The 19046-nt window shown below is 50.4% G+C and carries 14 protein-coding genes; 11 read left to right on the top strand and 3 right to left on the bottom strand.

The window, feature by feature from the left end; all coding sequences use genetic code 11:
- Positions 1-21 precede the first annotated feature (21 nt).
- The 3 genes from HRE53_RS30490 to HRE53_RS30480 are packed head-to-tail and all read left to right on the top strand — an operon-like array spanning position 22 to position 2232.
- Positions 22-741 (top strand): hypothetical protein, encoded by a 720-nt coding sequence (locus HRE53_RS30490; protein WP_235112067.1) that lies wholly within the window; start codon positions 22-24, stop codon positions 739-741.
- A 2-nt stretch (positions 742-743) separates the two neighbouring features.
- Positions 744-1571: a hypothetical protein gene (locus HRE53_RS30485; protein WP_235112066.1), complete on the top strand. Its 828-nt coding sequence runs from the start codon at positions 744-746 to the stop codon at positions 1569-1571.
- A gap of 13 nt (positions 1572-1584) precedes the next feature.
- A complete protein-coding gene (locus HRE53_RS30480; protein ID WP_235112065.1) occupies positions 1585-2232 on the top strand; it encodes a hypothetical protein in 648 nt (215 codons plus the stop codon).
- Positions 2233-2249: 17 nt separating this feature from the next.
- Here the strand turns inward: HRE53_RS30480 and HRE53_RS34725 are convergent, their stop codons facing one another.
- A complete protein-coding gene (locus tag HRE53_RS34725; protein WP_255801605.1) occupies positions 2250-2384 on the bottom strand; it encodes a hypothetical protein in 135 nt (44 codons plus the stop codon).
- A 19-nt stretch (positions 2385-2403) separates the two neighbouring features.
- On the opposite strand from HRE53_RS34725, the gene HRE53_RS30475 reads away from it, so the two are divergent.
- The 8 genes from HRE53_RS30475 (at position 2404) to HRE53_RS30440 (ending at position 12509) form a co-directional block, all read left to right on the top strand.
- Positions 2404-3159 (top strand): pentapeptide repeat-containing protein, encoded by a 756-nt coding sequence (locus HRE53_RS30475; RefSeq protein ID WP_235112064.1) that lies wholly within the window; start codon positions 2404-2406, stop codon positions 3157-3159.
- Positions 3160-3186: 27 nt separating this feature from the next.
- Positions 3187-3732, top strand: coding sequence for a pentapeptide repeat-containing protein (locus HRE53_RS30470; RefSeq protein ID WP_235112062.1), 546 nt, complete (start codon positions 3187-3189; stop codon positions 3730-3732).
- Between the two features lie 224 nt (positions 3733-3956).
- Entirely contained in the window at positions 3957-7241 is a 3285-nt protein-coding gene (locus tag HRE53_RS30465; RefSeq protein WP_235112060.1) for a D-alanyl-D-alanine carboxypeptidase family protein, read from the top strand.
- A 12-nt stretch (positions 7242-7253) separates the two neighbouring features.
- Positions 7254-7769, top strand: a complete 516-nt coding sequence (locus HRE53_RS30460) for a hypothetical protein (RefSeq protein ID WP_235112057.1) — start codon at positions 7254-7256, stop codon at positions 7767-7769.
- 308 nt (positions 7770-8077) lie between these two features.
- Entirely contained in the window at positions 8078-9856 is a 1779-nt protein-coding gene (locus tag HRE53_RS30455; protein WP_235112056.1) for a type IV secretory system conjugative DNA transfer family protein, read from the top strand.
- Positions 9849-10229, top strand: coding sequence for a hypothetical protein (locus HRE53_RS30450; protein ID WP_235112052.1), 381 nt, complete (start codon positions 9849-9851; stop codon positions 10227-10229). Before HRE53_RS30455 ends, HRE53_RS30450 begins: the two co-directional genes overlap by 8 nt.
- Before the next feature lie 102 nt (positions 10230-10331).
- Positions 10332-12263: a hypothetical protein gene (locus HRE53_RS30445; protein ID WP_235112051.1), complete on the top strand. Its 1932-nt coding sequence runs from the start codon at positions 10332-10334 to the stop codon at positions 12261-12263.
- 48 nt (positions 12264-12311) lie between these two features.
- Complete coding sequence (locus HRE53_RS30440) at positions 12312-12509, top strand: hypothetical protein (RefSeq protein WP_235112049.1); 198 nt, start codon at positions 12312-12314, stop codon at positions 12507-12509.
- A gap of 90 nt (positions 12510-12599) precedes the next feature.
- Here HRE53_RS30440 and mobF read toward each other — a convergent pair whose 3' ends face one another.
- Positions 12600-18305 (bottom strand): MobF family relaxase, encoded by a 5706-nt coding sequence (gene mobF, locus HRE53_RS30435; protein WP_396133507.1) that lies wholly within the window; start codon positions 18303-18305, stop codon positions 12600-12602.
- A gap of 16 nt (positions 18306-18321) precedes the next feature.
- Complete coding sequence (locus tag HRE53_RS30430; RefSeq protein WP_235112044.1) at positions 18322-18636, bottom strand: hypothetical protein; 315 nt, start codon at positions 18634-18636, stop codon at positions 18322-18324.
- Positions 18637-19046: the final 410 nt, after the last annotated feature.

Below are 19046 nucleotides of genomic sequence, written 5' to 3'. Positions count from 1 at the left end.
CAGACATACAGGTAAAGACTCATGGACATGATCAAAGTTCACCCTGCCCAAGAAAGCGCTCAGCCAACCCAGCGAAAAATCCCGTGGCTGTTTATCGGGTTTGCCACCTCCTATGTGTTCCTGTTCCTCGCAGTTCTCGGCATTGGTGCGAATCTCGCCTCCCTGAGAGAGGAACGCTCGACCCTGTTCGTTCAAACCCCGAATGAGACGATTCACGCTCAGCGTAAAGACCCACTGTATCGTTCTGAAGCTCAGGTTAAAGCCTATGCGCGGCAGTGGTTCAAAACGGCTTACACCTGGAACAGTAAAGATAAAGAGAAGAAGGTGGGGGCAGACTCCTATCCCGCCAAGCTTTGGACCGCTTCCTTTGCAATGGACTTAGGAATGCGCGAAGGATGGCTGCAGCAAGTCAAAACCCGCTATGCCCAGCAGCTTCCCTTGGATGGCTACCTGATGGGGAAGCAAGAGGCCGTGATTGAGCTGACCCGAGACCCCACGGTCCAGGCAGTGGAGGAGGGGCTATGGCGAGTGACGGTTGTCGCGGATCGGGCACATGTCAAGAATGATGGCACCTCTCAAGTGGAAGCGATGAAGGTAACCCTGACGGTCCAGGCCGTCCCCCATAGCAATAGCAAAGAGAACGACATCTTGGGACTGGGCACGGGGAGTGAATCCCTCAATGCCTTGATCCACCGATGGCGCAAAGAAGGATTGAAAATCGTACTCGTGGAGGCCAAATAGCAATGAAAGACACTAAAACGACCCAATCTGAACAAGCCTCCCTGGAGGTGATTCATCAAGTCACGGGGAAGACCCCACCGCCAAAGGCCAAGGTTGAGGCAACGGATACCGCAGCGGAGCTAACCCTAGAGGGTGTGGCCCTGCCTGAGATGACGGATGAGTTTAACCCTAAGAAGAAGGTGCGCCGCTCCATCCCCTTCCAGTTTCTATTCTTCGGCACCTTTGTGTTGGGGTTTCTCTCCCTGGTGCGGGGCTGTACCACGATGTCTCAACCCCAGGCAAAAGAGCAAGAGCAAACGGTTGCGGCTGCGCCTTTGGAAGAGAGCGAACGGCAAGAGCTGTTGGGAGTTATCAATGAGCAGAACCTAGCGATTCAGCAGTTGCAGCAAGGGAAGCGCATTGATTTACGGACGGGCAAGGATAAGAAGCTGCCCAAGCCTGCCATTGGCTCTAGGACAATCAATAGAGTGAATCGGCCCACGAGGAGGACTCCCCCACCTGCAACGGCCACCGCCAGAAGCATTCCCGTGCGTCGTTCTGTGCCTCGGTCTATCCACCCGTCTCGACCCGCATCGCCCAAAGTAGTCTATCGAGATCGGGTGGTGTATAAGCCAGCCCCTACCCCTCCGCGACCTCAGACTGTAGCAGTGGCACCTCCAAAGCTCCAGCCCGTCAATCGAGTGTCCCTGTCTAAGAAGTTTGAGCCACCCCAAGCCCAGCCCCAATCTCGCCCCATCCAAATCAAACGATTGCCCCATAAGCCCGCCCGAGTCTCAGCGACACCCATTAAACCTGAGACCCCCCATCAAACCCAAGCTGACTGCCGCTGAATCTGGGGTACTAGTGGCGTCTAACGCCATGACGGGAGACTTAATGCAGGATATGTCTGCTGCCAGCGGGCCAGATGCTATCACGAGGCCAGAGACGGAAGGTGTGACACCAACTCAGACGAGCTTAGTTCGTGGGTCTATTCCCGCTGGCACAAAGGTGAAAGCGGCCTTTGCCAATCCCCTGACTTGGGTTGCGGGTCAGCAAGCACCAGCGGGCCAGCGGGTCTTGCTCCGACTGAAAGGCGACTTGGGAAGTGTGGCGAAAAAAGGCTCTACGGCCATTGGTGAGGTGATGTCAGTGCAAGGGGATTTTGCTCAAGTGCAGATTGTAGAAATTAATGGCAAACCCATTGAACACGTCAATCTGAATGACCCAGAAGGCGGTAGTACTCGAACCCAGCCTGTTGCGATTGTGCAGTACAAGGATGCGCCCTACCTACAAGCTAAGGCCAAAAATTCAGGTGGGTCAGGCTTTGGCAGCAGACTGCTGAGGGCAGGGCTGAATGTTGGCGTCGATCAACTGCGCGATCAGGGGATTGGCAGTCGAGCGGGCAATGTCGTCAATAGTCTGCTGCCCGACCGGAGTCGCTTTAGCCAGAGCAGTAACCTCTACTCCTTTGAAGGGAAGGATGTCGAGATTTATTTCTTGGAGGGTATGTAATGAAAGGTTGTTTGGTCCTAGTTCTGATCGCCCTCACGCCATTCCTGTTTCTCGCAGGCCCCATCGGTTGGATCTTGGGGATTATTGCCTGGATTTTGTTGCTGAAGTGAGTGAGATGAAAACCCCGTTCTGCTGAGGGCGGGGTCGTTCATTGTTGAATGGAGTCAAGCTATGAAATTAAATCAACGTCATAGTCCTTTGTTGCTGAAGGCAGGAGAGGAAACAACTTATCCAGTTCGTGGCAGCAATGCGGTTGAAGAAGTCTTGTCAGCCTATGCCAGAGGAATACGGAACTTCTCTGGTTCTGAGATTTATTGGGAAAGTCTCTACCAAGCTGAGCTTCAAGGGATTATCTTCTCAAACTCGAAACTTATAGTGGATCTGCGTGAAACCAAATTGATGGGCGCAGACTTTAGTAATTGCGATTTGAACCACTCAGAATTCATTTGGGCAGACCTGAGTCAGAGCAATCTTTCAGGCAGTGATTTGACTAGGGTTAACTTCATTGAAGCTGATTTGAGGGGTGCCAATCTCAAGGATGCCTGCTTGAAAAACGCTTGCTTGAATGGGGCGCACCTGGGTGAAGCCAATTTAGAAGGGGCGAACCTAGAAGGGATTAATGCCTTTTATGCGTGGTTCTGCGAGGGGATTTATCGAGATGCCTGTTTTGCTGGTGCAACCCTACAAAATGTCACTTTTGATGACTCTGATTGCAGGGGTGTGGATTTCTCAGGGGCTGATTTAACGGGCGCTGAGTTTCAGGACACAAATTTAAAAGGAGCGAACTTCACGAATACCCAACTCAAAGATGCTTGCTTTGATAGGGCAGATCTGGTTGATGCGGATCTGACAGGGGCCAATGTACAAGATGCGAAATTATTAGATGTGCGGATGGTGAGTAGTGAGCCAGAGTTTGAGTGCATTTAGCTCATCCATAAATGTGAGGTAAAGACAATGTATATTCAAGCCTTGAACCGAGGGAAGACAACAATCCGTCACTTACTAGAGTCCTTGAGGCAATTCCTTTCTCATCTTCAATGGCATCGCAGTACAGAATCCTTGGTGATTGAAGGGGAAGATGCAACCAATAAGCTGATCGCAGCATATCAGCATGGCATCAGAAATTTTGAGGGATCTGCTCTAGAGGCTGTTGATCTAACCGAACTCAAGCTCAAGGGTATCAACCTAACTCGGTGCCATCTTGACAGCGCTTTGTTGATGGAATCGGATTTGAGAAATTCATGTTTTCAGTACAGCGACTTGGTGAATGCAGAATTCTCTGAGTCGGACTTGCGAAATGCTGATTTCTCCCATGCCGATCTCACGGATGCCACTCTGATCGGGGTAGACCTGAGAAAAGCCAACTTCCGCAACGCCTGTTTAAAGGTTGCGGATTTGACGGGTGCGGATTTGGTAGGAGCAGACTTGACAGGAGCAGATACCACTGGAGCGATATTTGATGAAGTGCGCTGGTATCGCCACGAAGAAAAAGCGATTTAATTTTCGACAGTATATTCCCATCTGAAGGTCTCTTAGTATTCCTTCGTCTTTACATTGATTTTCCTCATGTAACTTAGTCCACCCTGGTTTTTCGGAGCCGGGGTTTTCTCTTGGTTGCCAAAGCTCCTGACACCCATGCCTCCCTTCTGACCCATACTCCGTATTCCTTGTAGAGCGTCAAATTAAAAAACCGTATATCCTCATCGACGCTACTAAGCATTTCGATGAAACGAAGACTCTTCTCAGCGTTGCTGGCCGCTCTCCCCGCCATAACCCAAGTGGCCCCAGCCATCGCCCAAACCACAGCCACAGCGACCCTAGACCCGAATACTGAGGTGAGCTTACCCGGACTCTACTATGACCCAGATGCCCCCTCATCAACCTTTAGCCAGCTCCCTGGTGCAGAGCAAGCGGGGTATGTGGATGTGCCTGCTCTGCCTGCTGGTGTAAAAACCCCTTATCTGTTGGATAGGGCATGGCCGCAAGGGGCAACCCCTGACCAAATTCTCAAGTTTGGTGATTTACAGCAAAACCCTGTCACGGCTGGCTTCACGAAGCTCTCCGTTCGGCAATTGACGGCATCCAGCGGCACCAATATTGGGGATGTGCCCGTGGGGGATGTGGCCCTGCTCAATGGCCTGACCATCCAACAGGTTGATGACCTCTATACCAAAATTAACAATGGCGAGAAAATCAAGCTCAAGGATGCGGCCCCTGCCGTCCAAGCTGCCTTTGGTGTTCTCCTCAATCCTGGTTCAGCTCCCCAGCAGTTACAGAATGCTGCCCTAACAGCGGGTGAGCGAGTTGCCCTCGATAAGCTCAGTAAGATTCCAGCACTGGAAGGCATCCCGTTGCAAGACCTCGCACGGGGCAACTGGGAAGGGGTGATTGATAAGGCCGACCAGATTAAGCTGGCGGGCATTGGTGAGAAGATTGGTCCCACCTTGAAAAAACTCCCCGTCAAGCAAATTGTCCCGATAGTGGGTGATGCGATTGCTGGAGATTGGCGAGATGCCCGACGAAAAGCGATTGCCTTAGCCCAACAGAAAGGGACAGAAGTTGCAGTGAAGGAACTGCTCAAGGAATTCCCTCAACTAAAGGATGTCCCGATTGCTGCGATTCCGGGTGTTCTCAATAAACCAGTGGATGAAGCATTGCCTGAAGTTGCAGATTTGGCGATTGAGCATATTCCCGGTGCTAAGGACAAAACCATTAACTCCATTCCTGGCCTAGAGGATATCCCGATCAATGAGCTGCCGTTTGACCTGGCCTTTAGCTTCTTTGCGGGGGATGTGTTTGCAAGGTTTGATATTGCCTATAGCGGGGTGGATGGCCCGGAAGAACCTTCCACTAACCATGCTCTATCGGGTGGTTCTGAAGATCAGAAGTTCAAGCCGATCAAGTGCAGTGTTAGTCAGGATGAAAAGCAACGAGCTGACAATTGCCCCCACTTTGAGATGCGGAAGTTTATCGATTCAGTCGCTGAAACCGCTGGCCTGGATAGTGACATTGAGGGTAAGCAATGGGTCCAGGGAGATTCAGGAGGCAAGAACGGCCAAGGCGTTAAAGGTGGTAAAGGACTGCTCAAGTGGGTGAATGGAGGTTGGGAGCCAGCAGGGATTCATCCGTTTGGCACGGCTTCTAATACTAAGTTTGTCCTCAAGAAAATCACGGAGTATCCCGACAAGAAGAGTACAGCGAGGTTGAGTCTAGCCTTTCAGTTCTGCGTCACGGTTCCTATTCTGGGTCAACAATGTACGCCTCACTTCCTGGTGATTCCGACGCCGTTTGTCATCAAGGAGGATGGGCTATTCCTTGTAGCGAGTCGGCGCAATCTGCCCGCTGATATTGCGAGACTGAGAAATCAGACGCTAACGGCTGGGGTGTATTGCGACCCCGATCAGCTTATTGCCTCGACGGGGCAGAGTGATTCGGGATCGGCCAATACGGCCAATACGAAGTATGGGCATCATGCTTTTACGGAAACGGATGAACAGCTTTACAATGTGGCGGCTGTGGATGGGGCCACTGTTGGCCTCACTAAGGATGCCGCCGCAGCCTTTGAGAAGATGCGGGAAGCTGCTGCGGCTCAAGGACTGGATATCAGAGCAGTGTCAGGCTTTCGGAGTAGAAAGCTGCAAGAAGAATTGTTCTCGGATCAGGTCGCTAAGCAGAGCGGCTCTCTAGAGGCAGCGGCGAAGATATCAGCACCCGCAGGCCATAGTGAACACCATACGGGGTTAGCCGTGGATGTAGGGAATAATGCGAACCCCTATCTGAATGAATCTTGGGCTAACACTCCTGAATATGATTGGATGCAGCAGAATGCAGGGAAGTATGGGTTTGAGCTGTCGTTTCCTAAAGACAATAGTCAGGGGGTGAGCTATGAGCCGTGGCACTGGCGGTATGCAGGGAGTGATCAGGCAGCGGCAACGTTCAGTCATACGGCTAGTGATGGGCATAATCACAATCACGGCACTAGCGCGTCAGCCAATGGAGTACTTCAACCCATTGATGGGGCCACAGGTGCGCCACAATTGAAGGGTATACCGGGTCAGCCTGGTGCTGTTAGTCGTCAGGGAAGCACGACCTCTACCCCCGCCGATCCTGACCATAATCTCAAGCAGTATCTTGCTCGCATCAGAATTGGAGAAAGTACTGATGGGACGAACTGGATACCGAATTCTCAGACGGGTGCTTATGGGATTTATCAGTTCACACCAGAGTCTAGGCAGTCTCTTTTGCAAAGAACGGGAATAGATGGCTGGACAAGGGACCGGGCTGTTGCAGCTCAAGCAGCGGTGGAGTGGATCAAGATTATTGGGGCTGAGAAGAATGTGGATCTGATGGGCGCGATTCAACGAGGGGACTTTGCTCTGGCCGATCAGGTGTTAGCTCCGTGGCAATGGACATCGTTGCCGGGTGGCCCTGAACAAAGTGAGATTTGGAGTAATCCAGAGAACTTCCAGATCTATGGACCGACTGGGGATGCTTCGACGAATGAGCCTGCTACTGTGGCGTCTCGTGGGATTCCCTGTAAGCCTTCACGGTTGGCGAGTGTTGGCAGAATCACACCAGAAGGGGATGGCGTTGCGACTGGGAAATATTCTCTCCCACTTCCAGAAGGTTCATATACATTTACTGATTACTTCTCTCATAATCACCCGAAAAGACGAAAGCCCCATAAAGGAGTAGATTTAGCTGCTCCGACTGGTACTCCAGTGTTGGCTGCTGAAGGAGGGACAGTTGATCATGTAGGTTGGGATGATGGCTGGGGAAACTTCATTGTTATAGGTCACTCTAATGGGACAGCAACTCTATACGGTCACTTGTCTGAGGTTAATGTTAGAAACGGTCAAGGGGTTACCAATGCTGACCAGATCGGAGCAGTAGGCAACACTGGTCTAAGTACAGGACCGCACCTCCACTTTGAAGTGATTGAGGGATACACTCAAGGAAATCATCACTCTGGCTACGAAGTTAATCCAGAAAAATACTTTAAATTCTAGGTAGGTATTACGATGAAATTCAAAAAAACTTTAAGCCTTGTTGCCTCGGCATCAGTACTATTGATGTCTTTTTCATCTTCAACTTTTGCACAAGAGAACAGTGAAGATCTTTCTTTCTTGGAGCCTTGTGCGCCAAAAGCTCAAGGGCGATATAAAGTTAATCGAATGGATATAATTGGAGAAATGCCTTACAAGGATGGCAAGCTATATCATACTGTGATCGGATTTGAAGGCCAGGCTGAAGATGTTGAAGGCGAGGTCGTTATTTTTGTCGGTTCTGGGTCATGCAAGCCCTTATACACTTCCTCCTATTGGGGAAATACACCACCTCTGACGGATGTTTTTGATCAATCAGTTTCTAGACAATTGGCCTATCAGTGGTTAAAACGCCGGGTCACTCATAGTGGTTTTGATGCCATCCAAAAGAGCCTGATTGACCCCCGGCTAAAGTCTTTACCCGATCATACATATTGGGCATACAAAGAGCTGGGTTTCAGTATCCCTTCGCATGTCCGTATTAAAGATTGAACCTCAAAAATTTGTTGTAGAACCTGCTGGGTTGCTCCAGCCATTCACTCTGTAGATAATGTACACGCTTATGACCACAAAACTCTGACTTCTCTCAGCACTCCCTCTCGCGCTGCTGGGTTGCTCCAGTCAGACTGTAATCGCGGAGACTTGCGGTTGCAATATCAACTCCCAACTCAATTACAGATTGTCTCTAATTCTCACCTCTATTCTTAGGAGAGGCTTCCTTGAAACCTCCCTCCAATCAAGCCTGAAGACCTCCCACAAAAAGATCAGTATATTCTCAGCAAACTCACCATTTGCTGATTATGCAAACTCACACTGAACAACCCACCACTAATCCAGAAACCGCCATACCTGCCATCCTCACCAATACCCTCGTTGGTTGTGGCAGCATATTGGTTCTCCTGTTCGTCCTTAACATCATCTGCGGCGACAGTCGCACGGGTCGAGATCCTGATGATGCTCGAATGGCGACCTGGGGGGAACGTCGCAAGGCTAAACGCAAGGGACTCAAACAACGACGAGAAGGTGAACGGGATAAAGTCGGCCTATGTCTGGGCAGTGACAACCCCATCGTCTTGCCTGATAACCAACCCCTCATCAAAGTCTTGGGGGCAGCGGGAGAGGGAAAGACTGAAACCGTCATCGAGCCAATCCTCTGCGATGCCATCAAGCAAGGCCATACCCTGTTTGTGTTCGACGTTAAGGGCACCCTCAAAGAAAAGTTTATTCCCTACGCCCTCAAGCAGCCCATTCCCTATAAGCCCTATATCCTTGCACCAGGGAAGAAGTATTCAGACTCCCTGGACTTCCTGGGGTTTATGGAAGACCACAACGATGATCTGACGGCTGGGGCTACCGTCACCACCTTTTTCGATAACGTGATTGCTGCTTCTGATGGCAAAAACGCCTTCTTTGATAGCTTTGCCGTCTTCACCCTGACTGCTCTGATGATGATGTCGAAGCACCCAGACTCTAGTATGCCGGACCTACCGATGGTCTGGGAGTATTTGGCCCTCCCTAGCCTAGGAAAACGACTGGTTGCAGCCGTCCATGCGGGCTTCTTTGACGAATCGGGGTTTGGCCCTTGGGCGAAGCGGGAGCTGTCCGGTCTGTTGTCCACAGCGGGCACTCATGACACTGAAGCGGGGATTACAGCCAGTGCGATGAACGTACTGATGCCCTTACTCAGTCGGAAGTTCTACCCCTGTTTGAGCTACCCCTTTCACGAAGGCAGCACGATTCCCTTGGACCTCAAAGGCAGACAGATTGTGTTCTTTGAGCTGGATGGTTTAGCCATGCAGCAGACCTCGCCCCTGGTGGCGACAGCTTTGAACATGCTGATTCGTCGCAACCTGAATGAGCACTCTGACCGGGATCGGCCTCTGGGAATCATCCTGGATGAATATGCGCGGATTGTCCTTCCTGACTTTGAGCAGATTGTCTCGCTGAATCGTTCCTATGGGTTCTATGCAGTGACGGCATTCCAGAGCAACAGCCAGCCGAACATCAAGCAAAAGTCAGAGGTCGTTAAATCCATCTTTGATAATACCGCAGCTCAGTTCATCTTCAGAACTGAAGATTTTGAGACTCGTAAGCAGCTAGAAGAAGACATTGGAGATTACGAACTAAAGCGTAATACCAAGTCTCGGAGTCATGGCAAGCAAGGGACAAATCGAACGGTGTCAGAAGCCCCTAGGCGTAAACCTTTGATATCGAGGCATCGACTCAAACGCTTAGGCAAAGGTCAGTTTGTCTTGTTGTCTGCGGGGATACAAAATCGTCCCGTCATCCACCAATATCGTCGGTGGTGGCGCAACCGAACGGATATCCAACGCCTGAAAGAGTGCAAGCAGATGTATAAGGAGCATCTGGTGCCCGTCATCAATCGCAAGTTGGAGCAGAATATGCAGGTTGAAGACGAGGAAGGCAACATCCTAACTTTCACGATTGAGGAATTGCAAGAGAATCGCGCCCAAGCAGCGGACTGGAATCTGCCATTCCCGGATGAGATAGAAGCTGACGAAATAGAAGCCAAGGAACAGGAAGACATCAATCAACAGCGAGGCATGGATCATGGCTGAAGAACAACAACACCAAAAAGAAATACTCCAAGCTGGGGAGAAAGTAGTCGGTGCCATCCAACATGCCGTGATTAGCTCCGCTATTTTGCGACGGCCACGGGTAAAGATTGAGATTAAGACGGCCAAACAAGCCCTCGCTTATGCCAAAGAGGGCATCAGGAAAAAGATTCCTGCTGATGTGGTGAAGCACCAGATACGGACCTCAAAATTTGCCAAGCTGGTCACGGACCCAAAGCGGATGGCAGAGAAGCTGTTCAAGGGGGCAAAGCGGAAGGTGGCCCTTGAGAAACATGGTCCCGCCATCCAACAAGCGCAACAACGGAATCAACGCAGAGATCAAGGCCGAGGGCATGGTCCGGGGCTAAGTCGATAGCGCTGCAAAAAAACAGTATATCCACATCAACAGCTCTAGTTGTGTTTCAGATGGAGCTGCATTAGGAAAACGATCAGGACTCTTATATGGAGACCAGAACAAGTGGAACTCAAATATCAAAACTTTATTGGTGAAAAATACCGAGAGCTTCGGGAGGAAGAACAACTCTATTTCCAAGCTGATCCAAAAATGCGATTGGCTAAAAAGCTGATCCAATTCACAGCGATTTCTCCAGGCATTGCGATGGCTGCGACCTATGCTCCGGTTATCGGCCCTGTTGTCGCGGGTGCGGTGGGTCAAGCCACTCACTGGATGCACTCAGGGATACATGGGATACGTGCGGCTCAGATCAGTCATGACTTTGCAGAGATGGCGAGTCAGATCCGACCTGGCTGGGGTAGGCAGAGCATCTTTAATGGCTGGGCCAGTGCGAGAACCGCAGACCTATTGGCAAAGACGGATGTATGGGCACGTCCCCTCACTGGATGGGCATCTCCCGCGATGATCGGCAAAGGTCTGATGGATTCGGGCAAGCTGGCGGTTAGCTATGCCAAGCAAGGCATTCCGACAGTGGTGTCTCGTCCCGTGACTCAGTTGTGGAGAATGACTAATCAGGCTATCAACCGAGCGCAGCAATGGTTTGAGCAGACCCTGAGCAAGTTGCCTGAACAAGTACAGCAAAACGTTCGTAGTGGACTTGAAAACATACAAAGGAGAACGACGGCAATGGCAGAATCAATAAACCCCAGTCCTAGCCAGAATGATATGGATCGGCGGGGTGAATACGTCAGGATACTCTCTGAACAGCAGAACAATCAAAGCCTGACCTTCGAGGGGATTCAGACAGATGTCAAGGACTCGCCAGGTGTGGGGGCTGACTATGACAAGCAGGTTGTTCTTCAAGCCCTCAACGAAGGGAAGACTCTGGATGAAGCGACGGCAATTATCTCTCAGGGTCCGAATGTGGCCCAGATGTCTGAGACGCAGCTCCAGGACGTTTCAGTCTATTTGTCTGAGACGACAAACACGGTTTGGACGCAATACAACATTGACAACCCATCCCCAGAGGTTAGTCAGGATCAGTCTGTAGATTCTACCGTCACTCAGAACCAGTCTGTCGATCCTGATACTCAAACAGTAGTGGAGTCGAATGGAGCTGCGCCACCCCCACCCCCAGAAGATGATGAGCGGGAGCAGTCGAATCCAGACCCAGATGCTCAGACGGTGGCTGAGTCTAATGGAGCTGTCGCTGAGCCTCCCGACCCCAAGCTTCAAGAGCAGTACATTCAGTTATTGTCTAATAGTCTGGATGAGCCAGATCTGACTTGGGATGAAGTGCAAGAACGTGTCAATCAAAACCCTGATCTTGCGTTTGACTATGATCAGCGGGTAGGCGTTCAAGCTCAGGAACAAGGGATTACCGACCCTGATGAAATCAGTAAACTGATTGCTAACTCTCCAGAACCCGATGGGGAGGACCGACCCAAGTCTGCTGATGTGGAGAAGCCTGAACCGGGATCGCGAGAAGATAGTCTTGAAGCTCGACGGATGATCAATGAAGACATCCTAGAGAAGATGAGTAAGTTTGTTGATCTTCAGAATTTGTCTATCAAGCTTAATGGCGATCAAGTGGTCGGCTTGGGGCGTGATGGGGCATATCTTGAGGATAAGACGAGCCTGACGACTGACCAAGCTCAAATCATTAGAGATGTTCTAGATAACCCCAAGGCTCATCCTGGAACTGAAATAACGATTAAAGTAGGTACAAGGATTGCTTTTCGGCTTAAGGATGGCGTTGTCCAACCAGACAAGTTTGGCATCGCTCAGAAATCTCAAGAATTGGATGCGAAGACTCCGAAAGCAACCAAAGAACAAATTGCAGCGCTAACTCCTGAGCAAAAGAAGTTGGTTGCTGACACGAAAAAGATGGGCCTTGATACCGCCAACCTGATTAATAAAATGGTTTACAAGACCCAGACCCATCGCCCCACAGCTCCCAAGTCTGAAGACCGTCAAGAGGCACTGTCTAGATAAACCGTATATTCCAATTAACTCAATTAACCCATTTAAGGAGACCCAATTATGGCTATTCCAGGATATAACGACCTTGGCTACCCCGTTCAGCCCCAGCCTGATATTCCGGTAACTCTCCAAGATCAGCGTACAGGCCAAAAGACCACCATTCCGATGTCGGCCAATGGTCCTATTCCTCAGCAAGGAACGGACTTCAACAATGGCCTTAATCAAGGTCGGGTGGTTAAAGGTCCGATGAACTCATAACTAATGTCCGACATCTAGATTAGATCCAAATATTCCATTCATCTCAGCCCTGATTTCCTGTCGGGGCTGTTTGATTGCGTTGAGCTAACCTTAACGTCCTCTCCCTAGATCCCTAGAGCGTTTACGATCAACCTTGATCATTTGTGGGGGCTGTTTTGCTCTGTTGAGCATCGTGGTAAAGCCTTGAGTATTCCCCCTAGCCCCTCGCACTTCACGGTATGGCCCTGTTAGATCCACGACTGCCTTCATGTATCGCTTCCGTGCCTTGTCACCCTTCAACTCCCGCATGGTGTCTGACTGTAGGATCACCCGATAACCATCCATCGCCTCACCTCGCTTGTGAGCCTCCAGGTAAATGGCAATGTCATTCTCACAGAATTTATTGAGTCTGTTGTATTCATAGCGGTAGTGGCTGCGCTTAGATTTAGATCCTGACTGTGCAGACTGCAACGCCTTCAAGAAAGCAGCGGCTCCCTTGTTGTGGATCAGGTCATCTAACCCCTTGCCATGCTGAGGGTTCCAGTCTGCCACTTTGATGACACACCCCTTTTCTTCCAGCAGTTCAATGGAGCGCACCATGTCTCGACGCACATTGAGGATAGAGCTGAGCTTGGTATCCGAGTCAAAGGCAAAGGTAATCTGTCTGCCTTTTGTGGCAAATACCTGGCCCGCCATTGAGAGTTCCCTGCGGGGTAAGGGTTGCCTTGACTTGTCATTCGCTCTGTAGAGAGCATTCACTCCCGGTAGGCCCACAGTGATGACCCCTTGGGACAGAGCCGCTAAGGTTTTCTTGTATCCCTCCGTGAACACAATGGGAAGGTTGTGCTTATGGACGATATGCCAAAAGCCCGTCTTCAGTTCTGCTGATGTGGGTTCAACGCCATGCTTCTGGTAAATCTGCTGGGCTAAATCATCAGGAATATGAGGGAGAAATAGACCTCGCTCACCCCCGGCTGGAGACTCGTACTTGATGGGTTCGCCATCACTGTCAATCCGAGGTTGAACGGCTTTGAACTGAATGAAAGACCCAAGAGGAGCTTCTTCCCCAGACTGCAATTGGGGTAGCGAGAGAGCATCCACACTGGACTTGCCATACCAGCCCCCCTGTTCTGCTAGTCGTTCATAGCCGCGTTCAGGAACCCGCTGCCATTGACCATCAATTTTGGTTAGACCATAGAGCATCTTCTTCATGTCGAAGGTCATTTCTTGGCCTGCCCCTAGGGAGAGAAATTTCTCCTCTAGCAGCATTTCGAGAATGATGTCTCCTTGAATGGTTTCGATGTTGGCTTTGACTAGATCAGGATGAATCGCTGATAGCTTCATCTCTTTCCAGGTGTGCTCATTGATGTCTGAAGGTTTGTCAACGCCTTCATAGTCCGGTTTCCAGAACACCTGATCATCAATGGTCTTCGGCTTGGGAGTGACGCTTATGCCCTTGTCCGTCAACTGTTGAGCGACTTCCTTAAGCTGTTCTGCGACTGGCCCATTCACCAGTGCATCAACTGAGCGCATCGACTTCACGGACTGGGCAAGCTGCCGCATAGCTGGGAAGGTCTTCAGACTTCTCTGAGAGCGCACCACCAGATCATTGAGTTCACCAATATGCTGAGTAATGGACTCATGTGCCCGCCACTCACTGACGGTATCGGCCAGTTCCTTAATTCTGGCAAAGGAGTGCTTGGGTTGCTTGGAGTTAAACGCTTCAATCTGTTGGGTTATGGCCTGAAGTTGAGGTTGAACTTGAGCTAAGGATTGACCCTGCTGGAGTTCGCTCACCACTTCAGCCAACTGCCCCATACCCTCAAACTGAATCTGCTGAGGTTCAGACAAGGTATTGATTTGAGTGGTCAGTGTAGCTAACTGCTCAACCAAACCACTCTCAGCTAAGGCTTGTTCTTCATTGAGGTCATGCACATCCTGAGCTAGGTTACCCATGTCAGGAAATTGAGGTCTGGTCAGACTCTCAACCAAGTCCTGCACTTCGCCAATGGCAGCGGTAACCTCCACCTCGTTTTGCCAATCTTGGACGGCATCAGCCAGCTCAGCCATTGCGGGGAATTTGACATCAATAGATTGAGTCGCTTCCAAGCCAGCTTGTAATCGGATGATTGCCCGGTCTAACCCTTCAGTACCTTGAGTTAAGACGTCCACCATCTCAGTCACGGCATCGGCCAGCTCCTGACCCGTTCGCCATTCTGTGACGGCATCGGCAATGCTCCTAATCCTTTGCTGGCTTAAGGTCTGATCAATAGTTTGATCAATCTGATTTATGGATTGGGAAATATAAGTAAGGTTCTGGGCGAGTGCTGTTTGTCCTTGCAGCTCCCTTGCAAGATCAACCAATTCGCCCAGACCCACAAAGGAATCAGGTTCTAGGCTTTGGTGCAAAGCATCAACCCGTTGAGCAAGACTCAGCAATTGAGACTCTAGTCCACTCTCAGCTAATGCTTGCTCTTGGGACCATGCCTTTACCTGTGTTGCTAGATCTAAGGAAGCTGACTGCCATTCGGTTGAGTAATTGTCAATGAATTGGGCAACCTGAGCTAGGCCCTGGCTGAGGTCTTGTTGTTTCCTTGCATTTGCAACAACCTCAGCCAGTTCTTCCAAACCTTCAAAGGAATTAGGTTCTAGACTTTGGCTGAGTGACTCTATATCCTTAGCAAGGGCTAGCAAGTGATTATCCAACCCGCTTGTTGATAGCTCATTCTCCTCAGACCATTGCATCACCCAATTAGCTAGGTCTGAGGTGGCTTGCTCCCATTTTTCTGAGCGACCGTCTTGGGTGGGGCGTGTCGAGGGAGCTTGTCCTTGACTTGCATAATCTCCTCTGCGGCTTCCAATACCTTGTCGCTCATCGTCATTTGCAAGACGCTCGAATCCTCGATCTTGGTACTCAGACTGTCCATCGCCTTGGCGAGTTGCTTGATACTCTCGCTCATATCCGAGGGCTTCTTGGCTGCCATTGCGTCCTTGAACTCCTGGATGAACAGGTTGAGAACGGCTTTGACCTCCATCGGGATAGTGTTGATCCGCTCCCTGACCTGGGACTTGAGTTCTCTGTTCTCGTCTAGGATGTGTTGGTTCTGAGCTTGGACTTCTTCGACTTGATTGGTCAGGATGGTGATCGCGTCCGTGAGCGGGGCTAATCGGTCTCGAAGCTCGTCCACGATCTGCTGTTGTTGTTCGTTGATGTCCATAGGTTTCCTCAATTAGATCTAAAGCACTTTCTTGAGCGTTGGATTTTTTAACCCGTTTCTTCAGCTTTTCCAGGTTTTCGGTATAGATGGTCAGTTCATGTTCTTGGCGGGAAATATCGACTAGGAACGGCTCTCTGCTGGAGGTGCGGTCATTGGTGGTGATGACAATCGTCCGTTTCTTGCTGCCACTCTGGGAGCGGTAGGAAGTCCATACCCGGTCATACTCCAAGGCCAAGGGTTGAGTGAGGGGCACATCATGGGAGACTCCCTTATGGTCCCTGACCGTCATATTCAAACTATCGAGGGCGGTGACCGTGAGCTGCTGACCGTTAATCCAGTTGTTTTCCCGGATAGTTGTCGTCCACCGCAGCTTATCCCCGACTGCCACATCAAATTCATGGGCACTGTAGACCTCCTTTTGCTTGTATTTAGCTGGATTGAATCGATAGAGCCGACCACCGAAGGAAGAGACTACCAGCTCATCCCCTTCGCGTTTCTCCACCTTGTAAAGCTGTCCTCGTTTGATGGATGACGTTTTAGACGTTTGCAGTAGGCGAACGTAATCCCCTTTGCGATACCAATCCACCCGTCGTTTTTGCTCAATACTCAGGTTTCTGGATTTGAGCTGAACAATTTTGCTGGATTCCCCGAGTCGCCCAAGTTTCTTCTCCCCCCTGCGAATGGCCTTTTCAGCCGCGAGTCGTTCCTTGTTGGTCCCAGCAATAATCAGGGTTTGGTCTTGTTCGTTGGGAGAGAGGGCAAGGAACTGAGCTGCTGCGGCTTGGGTCATCTCAGTCTTATCGTCTGCTTCAATCACATACCCCTTGGCATTGAGGAGGTCCAGTGCTTTGAGTCCTTGACCTCTGGCGATGAGTTCAACGGCTTGCTTTTGGACATCAACCTTCTGCCTGACAATCTCCTCAATCCGGTGAGTGGTCGCTCCATTGTGCTGCATGAACTTGAAGGGATTGCCCGCTTCAATCGCAGAGTTCTGGCCCGCATCCCCTACAAAGATGACTTGTGCCCCAATGGGTTCTGCCTTCTCCAAAATCACCTTCATCTGTCGTCGGCTCATCATGCCCGCTTCATCAACCAGCCAAACTTGGTTGGGGGCATCATCAACTTGATGCAGAACCAGATGCTCAACAGTGTTGGTGGCAATGCCTAGCTCATCCTGAAGTTTCTTCGCTGCTGGAATCGTCGGACTGAATCCCTTAATCGTCAGACCAGACCCATTCAGTAAAGTCTTCAGTACCCCCAAGGTGCGAGACTTGCCCACTCCTGGAAAGCCCTGCCAGATTTGGTAGCGGTCAGTACTAGTGAGGGTGTTGAGAACTGCCTTGGCCTGGTCTTCATTCAGTTCAACTGCAATCCCTAAGAGTGAGGGATTAGCAACCATTGGTTGAGCTTGATCTTGGCCTGCCATCCAGCGCTGATGGATCTGGGCTTCTTCTTCAACGGCAGTGACGGTGGTGAATCCCCGATCGACGGGTATCAGCTCTTTGCTTTGGCTAATGGCCTCATCAACCTGTTCCATCGCCATGCCCTGACGTTTGAGGGTCTTGAAGACATAGGCATAGATGTCATCCTTCTCAAAGATTGAGGACCATTCAGCGTAATGACGGATGGCACTTTCAACTTCCATCCTGGCTTTATCAGGAGTGGGTAAAACCGCCAAAGGTTCAGCGAGTAGCGGATGCCCCACCCCTTGAGAATGAGCCTCGTCTCGCCAATGGTCTTGAATAATCTCCAGCTTTTTACCGACACCCCGCTTCGCCTTGCGAGTGGTGAGTACTTTCTTCTTCTTGTTCTCAGGAGTAACTTCAAGCCCCTCTTTCTGGACAGCTTTGACGATGGCCCGATGGCGCTTGCTGAAGACTTCGACATCAGAACGTTTGTAGCCCTCTAGCTCAAATCCATGCTTAGTTTCATAGATGCGATACCCCAGCCGTTGGACCTTCTCTGCTAGCTTTTGGCGGTAGAAGCTGCCCACCCACTTAGCCTGAGCCAGCTTTTCATGAGAGAGGGAGCGCCACTGACCATCTGGCCCCTGTGTCCCATTCATGATCAGCATGTGGGTGTGGAGCTGCATGTCTCCATCGCGGGAAGTGTGATGAGGCATCAACGCCGCAATCATGTTGCCCGTATTGACGACAGAGCGTACTCCATTTACTTGAATCCGGGTCTGGGCATACTCGCGCTCAAGCAACTCAAAGGTTTCGAGGACTGCCTCCATGTGGGCATCAAAGAGTCGCTTATCCCCCTCCAAGTGCAGTGCCATCGACACGCTCTTGGGAGCAGACAGCACCAGGTCATGAGCAAGGCGTTCATCGTCTTCTTCGTTGGGTCTCTTGCCCCGAATTCGTTGAGCGGTTCCAGGAATGCCCCCTCTACTGAGGGATTTCAAGTCTTCGCGTTTGGTGTAGTGACCTAGTTTCTGGACTACATCATTCGAGCTGACCCAAACAGCCGTGGTCATGAGGTCGATGTCAGTGATGACATCGGATTCACTGTAATAGCGCTCTGGAGCATCAACGAGAGATTCGTCTTCCTCGTAATACTCAATCAAAGCGCTGGTAATGGTCCGCATTGTCTTCATGACATCGGCCTTTGTCTTAGCTACCCAGATGCTTTAGAAAAGCTTCAACTGCTTTCTGATATGCCTTACGGAACTTTAGGTTTTTCTCGAAGTGGGGTGATACGGAGATGTCTTGAGACAGATTGGGCCAGTTCACTGTATTGAGAGCCTTAAAGTCCTCCTGCTTGATATAGGGACCGAGCTTCAGGTGTTCAGCACCAGCTCCAACCCAGACCACTGTGTTCATACGGTCGATATCAGAGTCAGCCTCATCGACTGGATCATTAGCTTGGGAACGAACGAAACCTTGAGTGACTTGTTGCCAAAGTCTGGACAAGAAGGTTTTAAGCATGGGAATACCTGCTGTGAAATTTTTAAAAAGCGATTCCATCGACCACAAACGTGATCGTTCTCGTAAAAACTACAAAGATGCTACTGAGTGCTACAGAGCGGAGTTACAAAACAACTACGGTTGTACTACGTGATGTTACTAAAATACTTCGGTGATACTACGAAAAAACGGTTTTTGCCCGATTCTTGGAAATTCCGTTCCGGTGCCTCGGAGTGGTGATGGGTGTGGGAGCCTCAGCGACCCTCCAGAACCTCTTGAATCTGCCCTCAAAGTAGCACTACTCCAGGGATTCTTGCAAATCCCTTTTCCCTGTGCGAATCCATGCGAATTCATGCGGGATTGTGCGGGATTATGCGGGGTTTCCCTTTGGATTTCCTTCAAAAATCACATGGATTTAAAAAAACCGTATA

The organism is Acaryochloris sp. 'Moss Beach' (genome assembly GCF_021497025.1).
GTDB lineage: Bacteria > Cyanobacteriota > Cyanobacteriia > Thermosynechococcales > Thermosynechococcaceae > Acaryochloris > Acaryochloris marina_A.
Note: the sequence above shows the minus strand (reverse complement) of the source record. Positions and strands in the feature narration are given on the sequence as shown.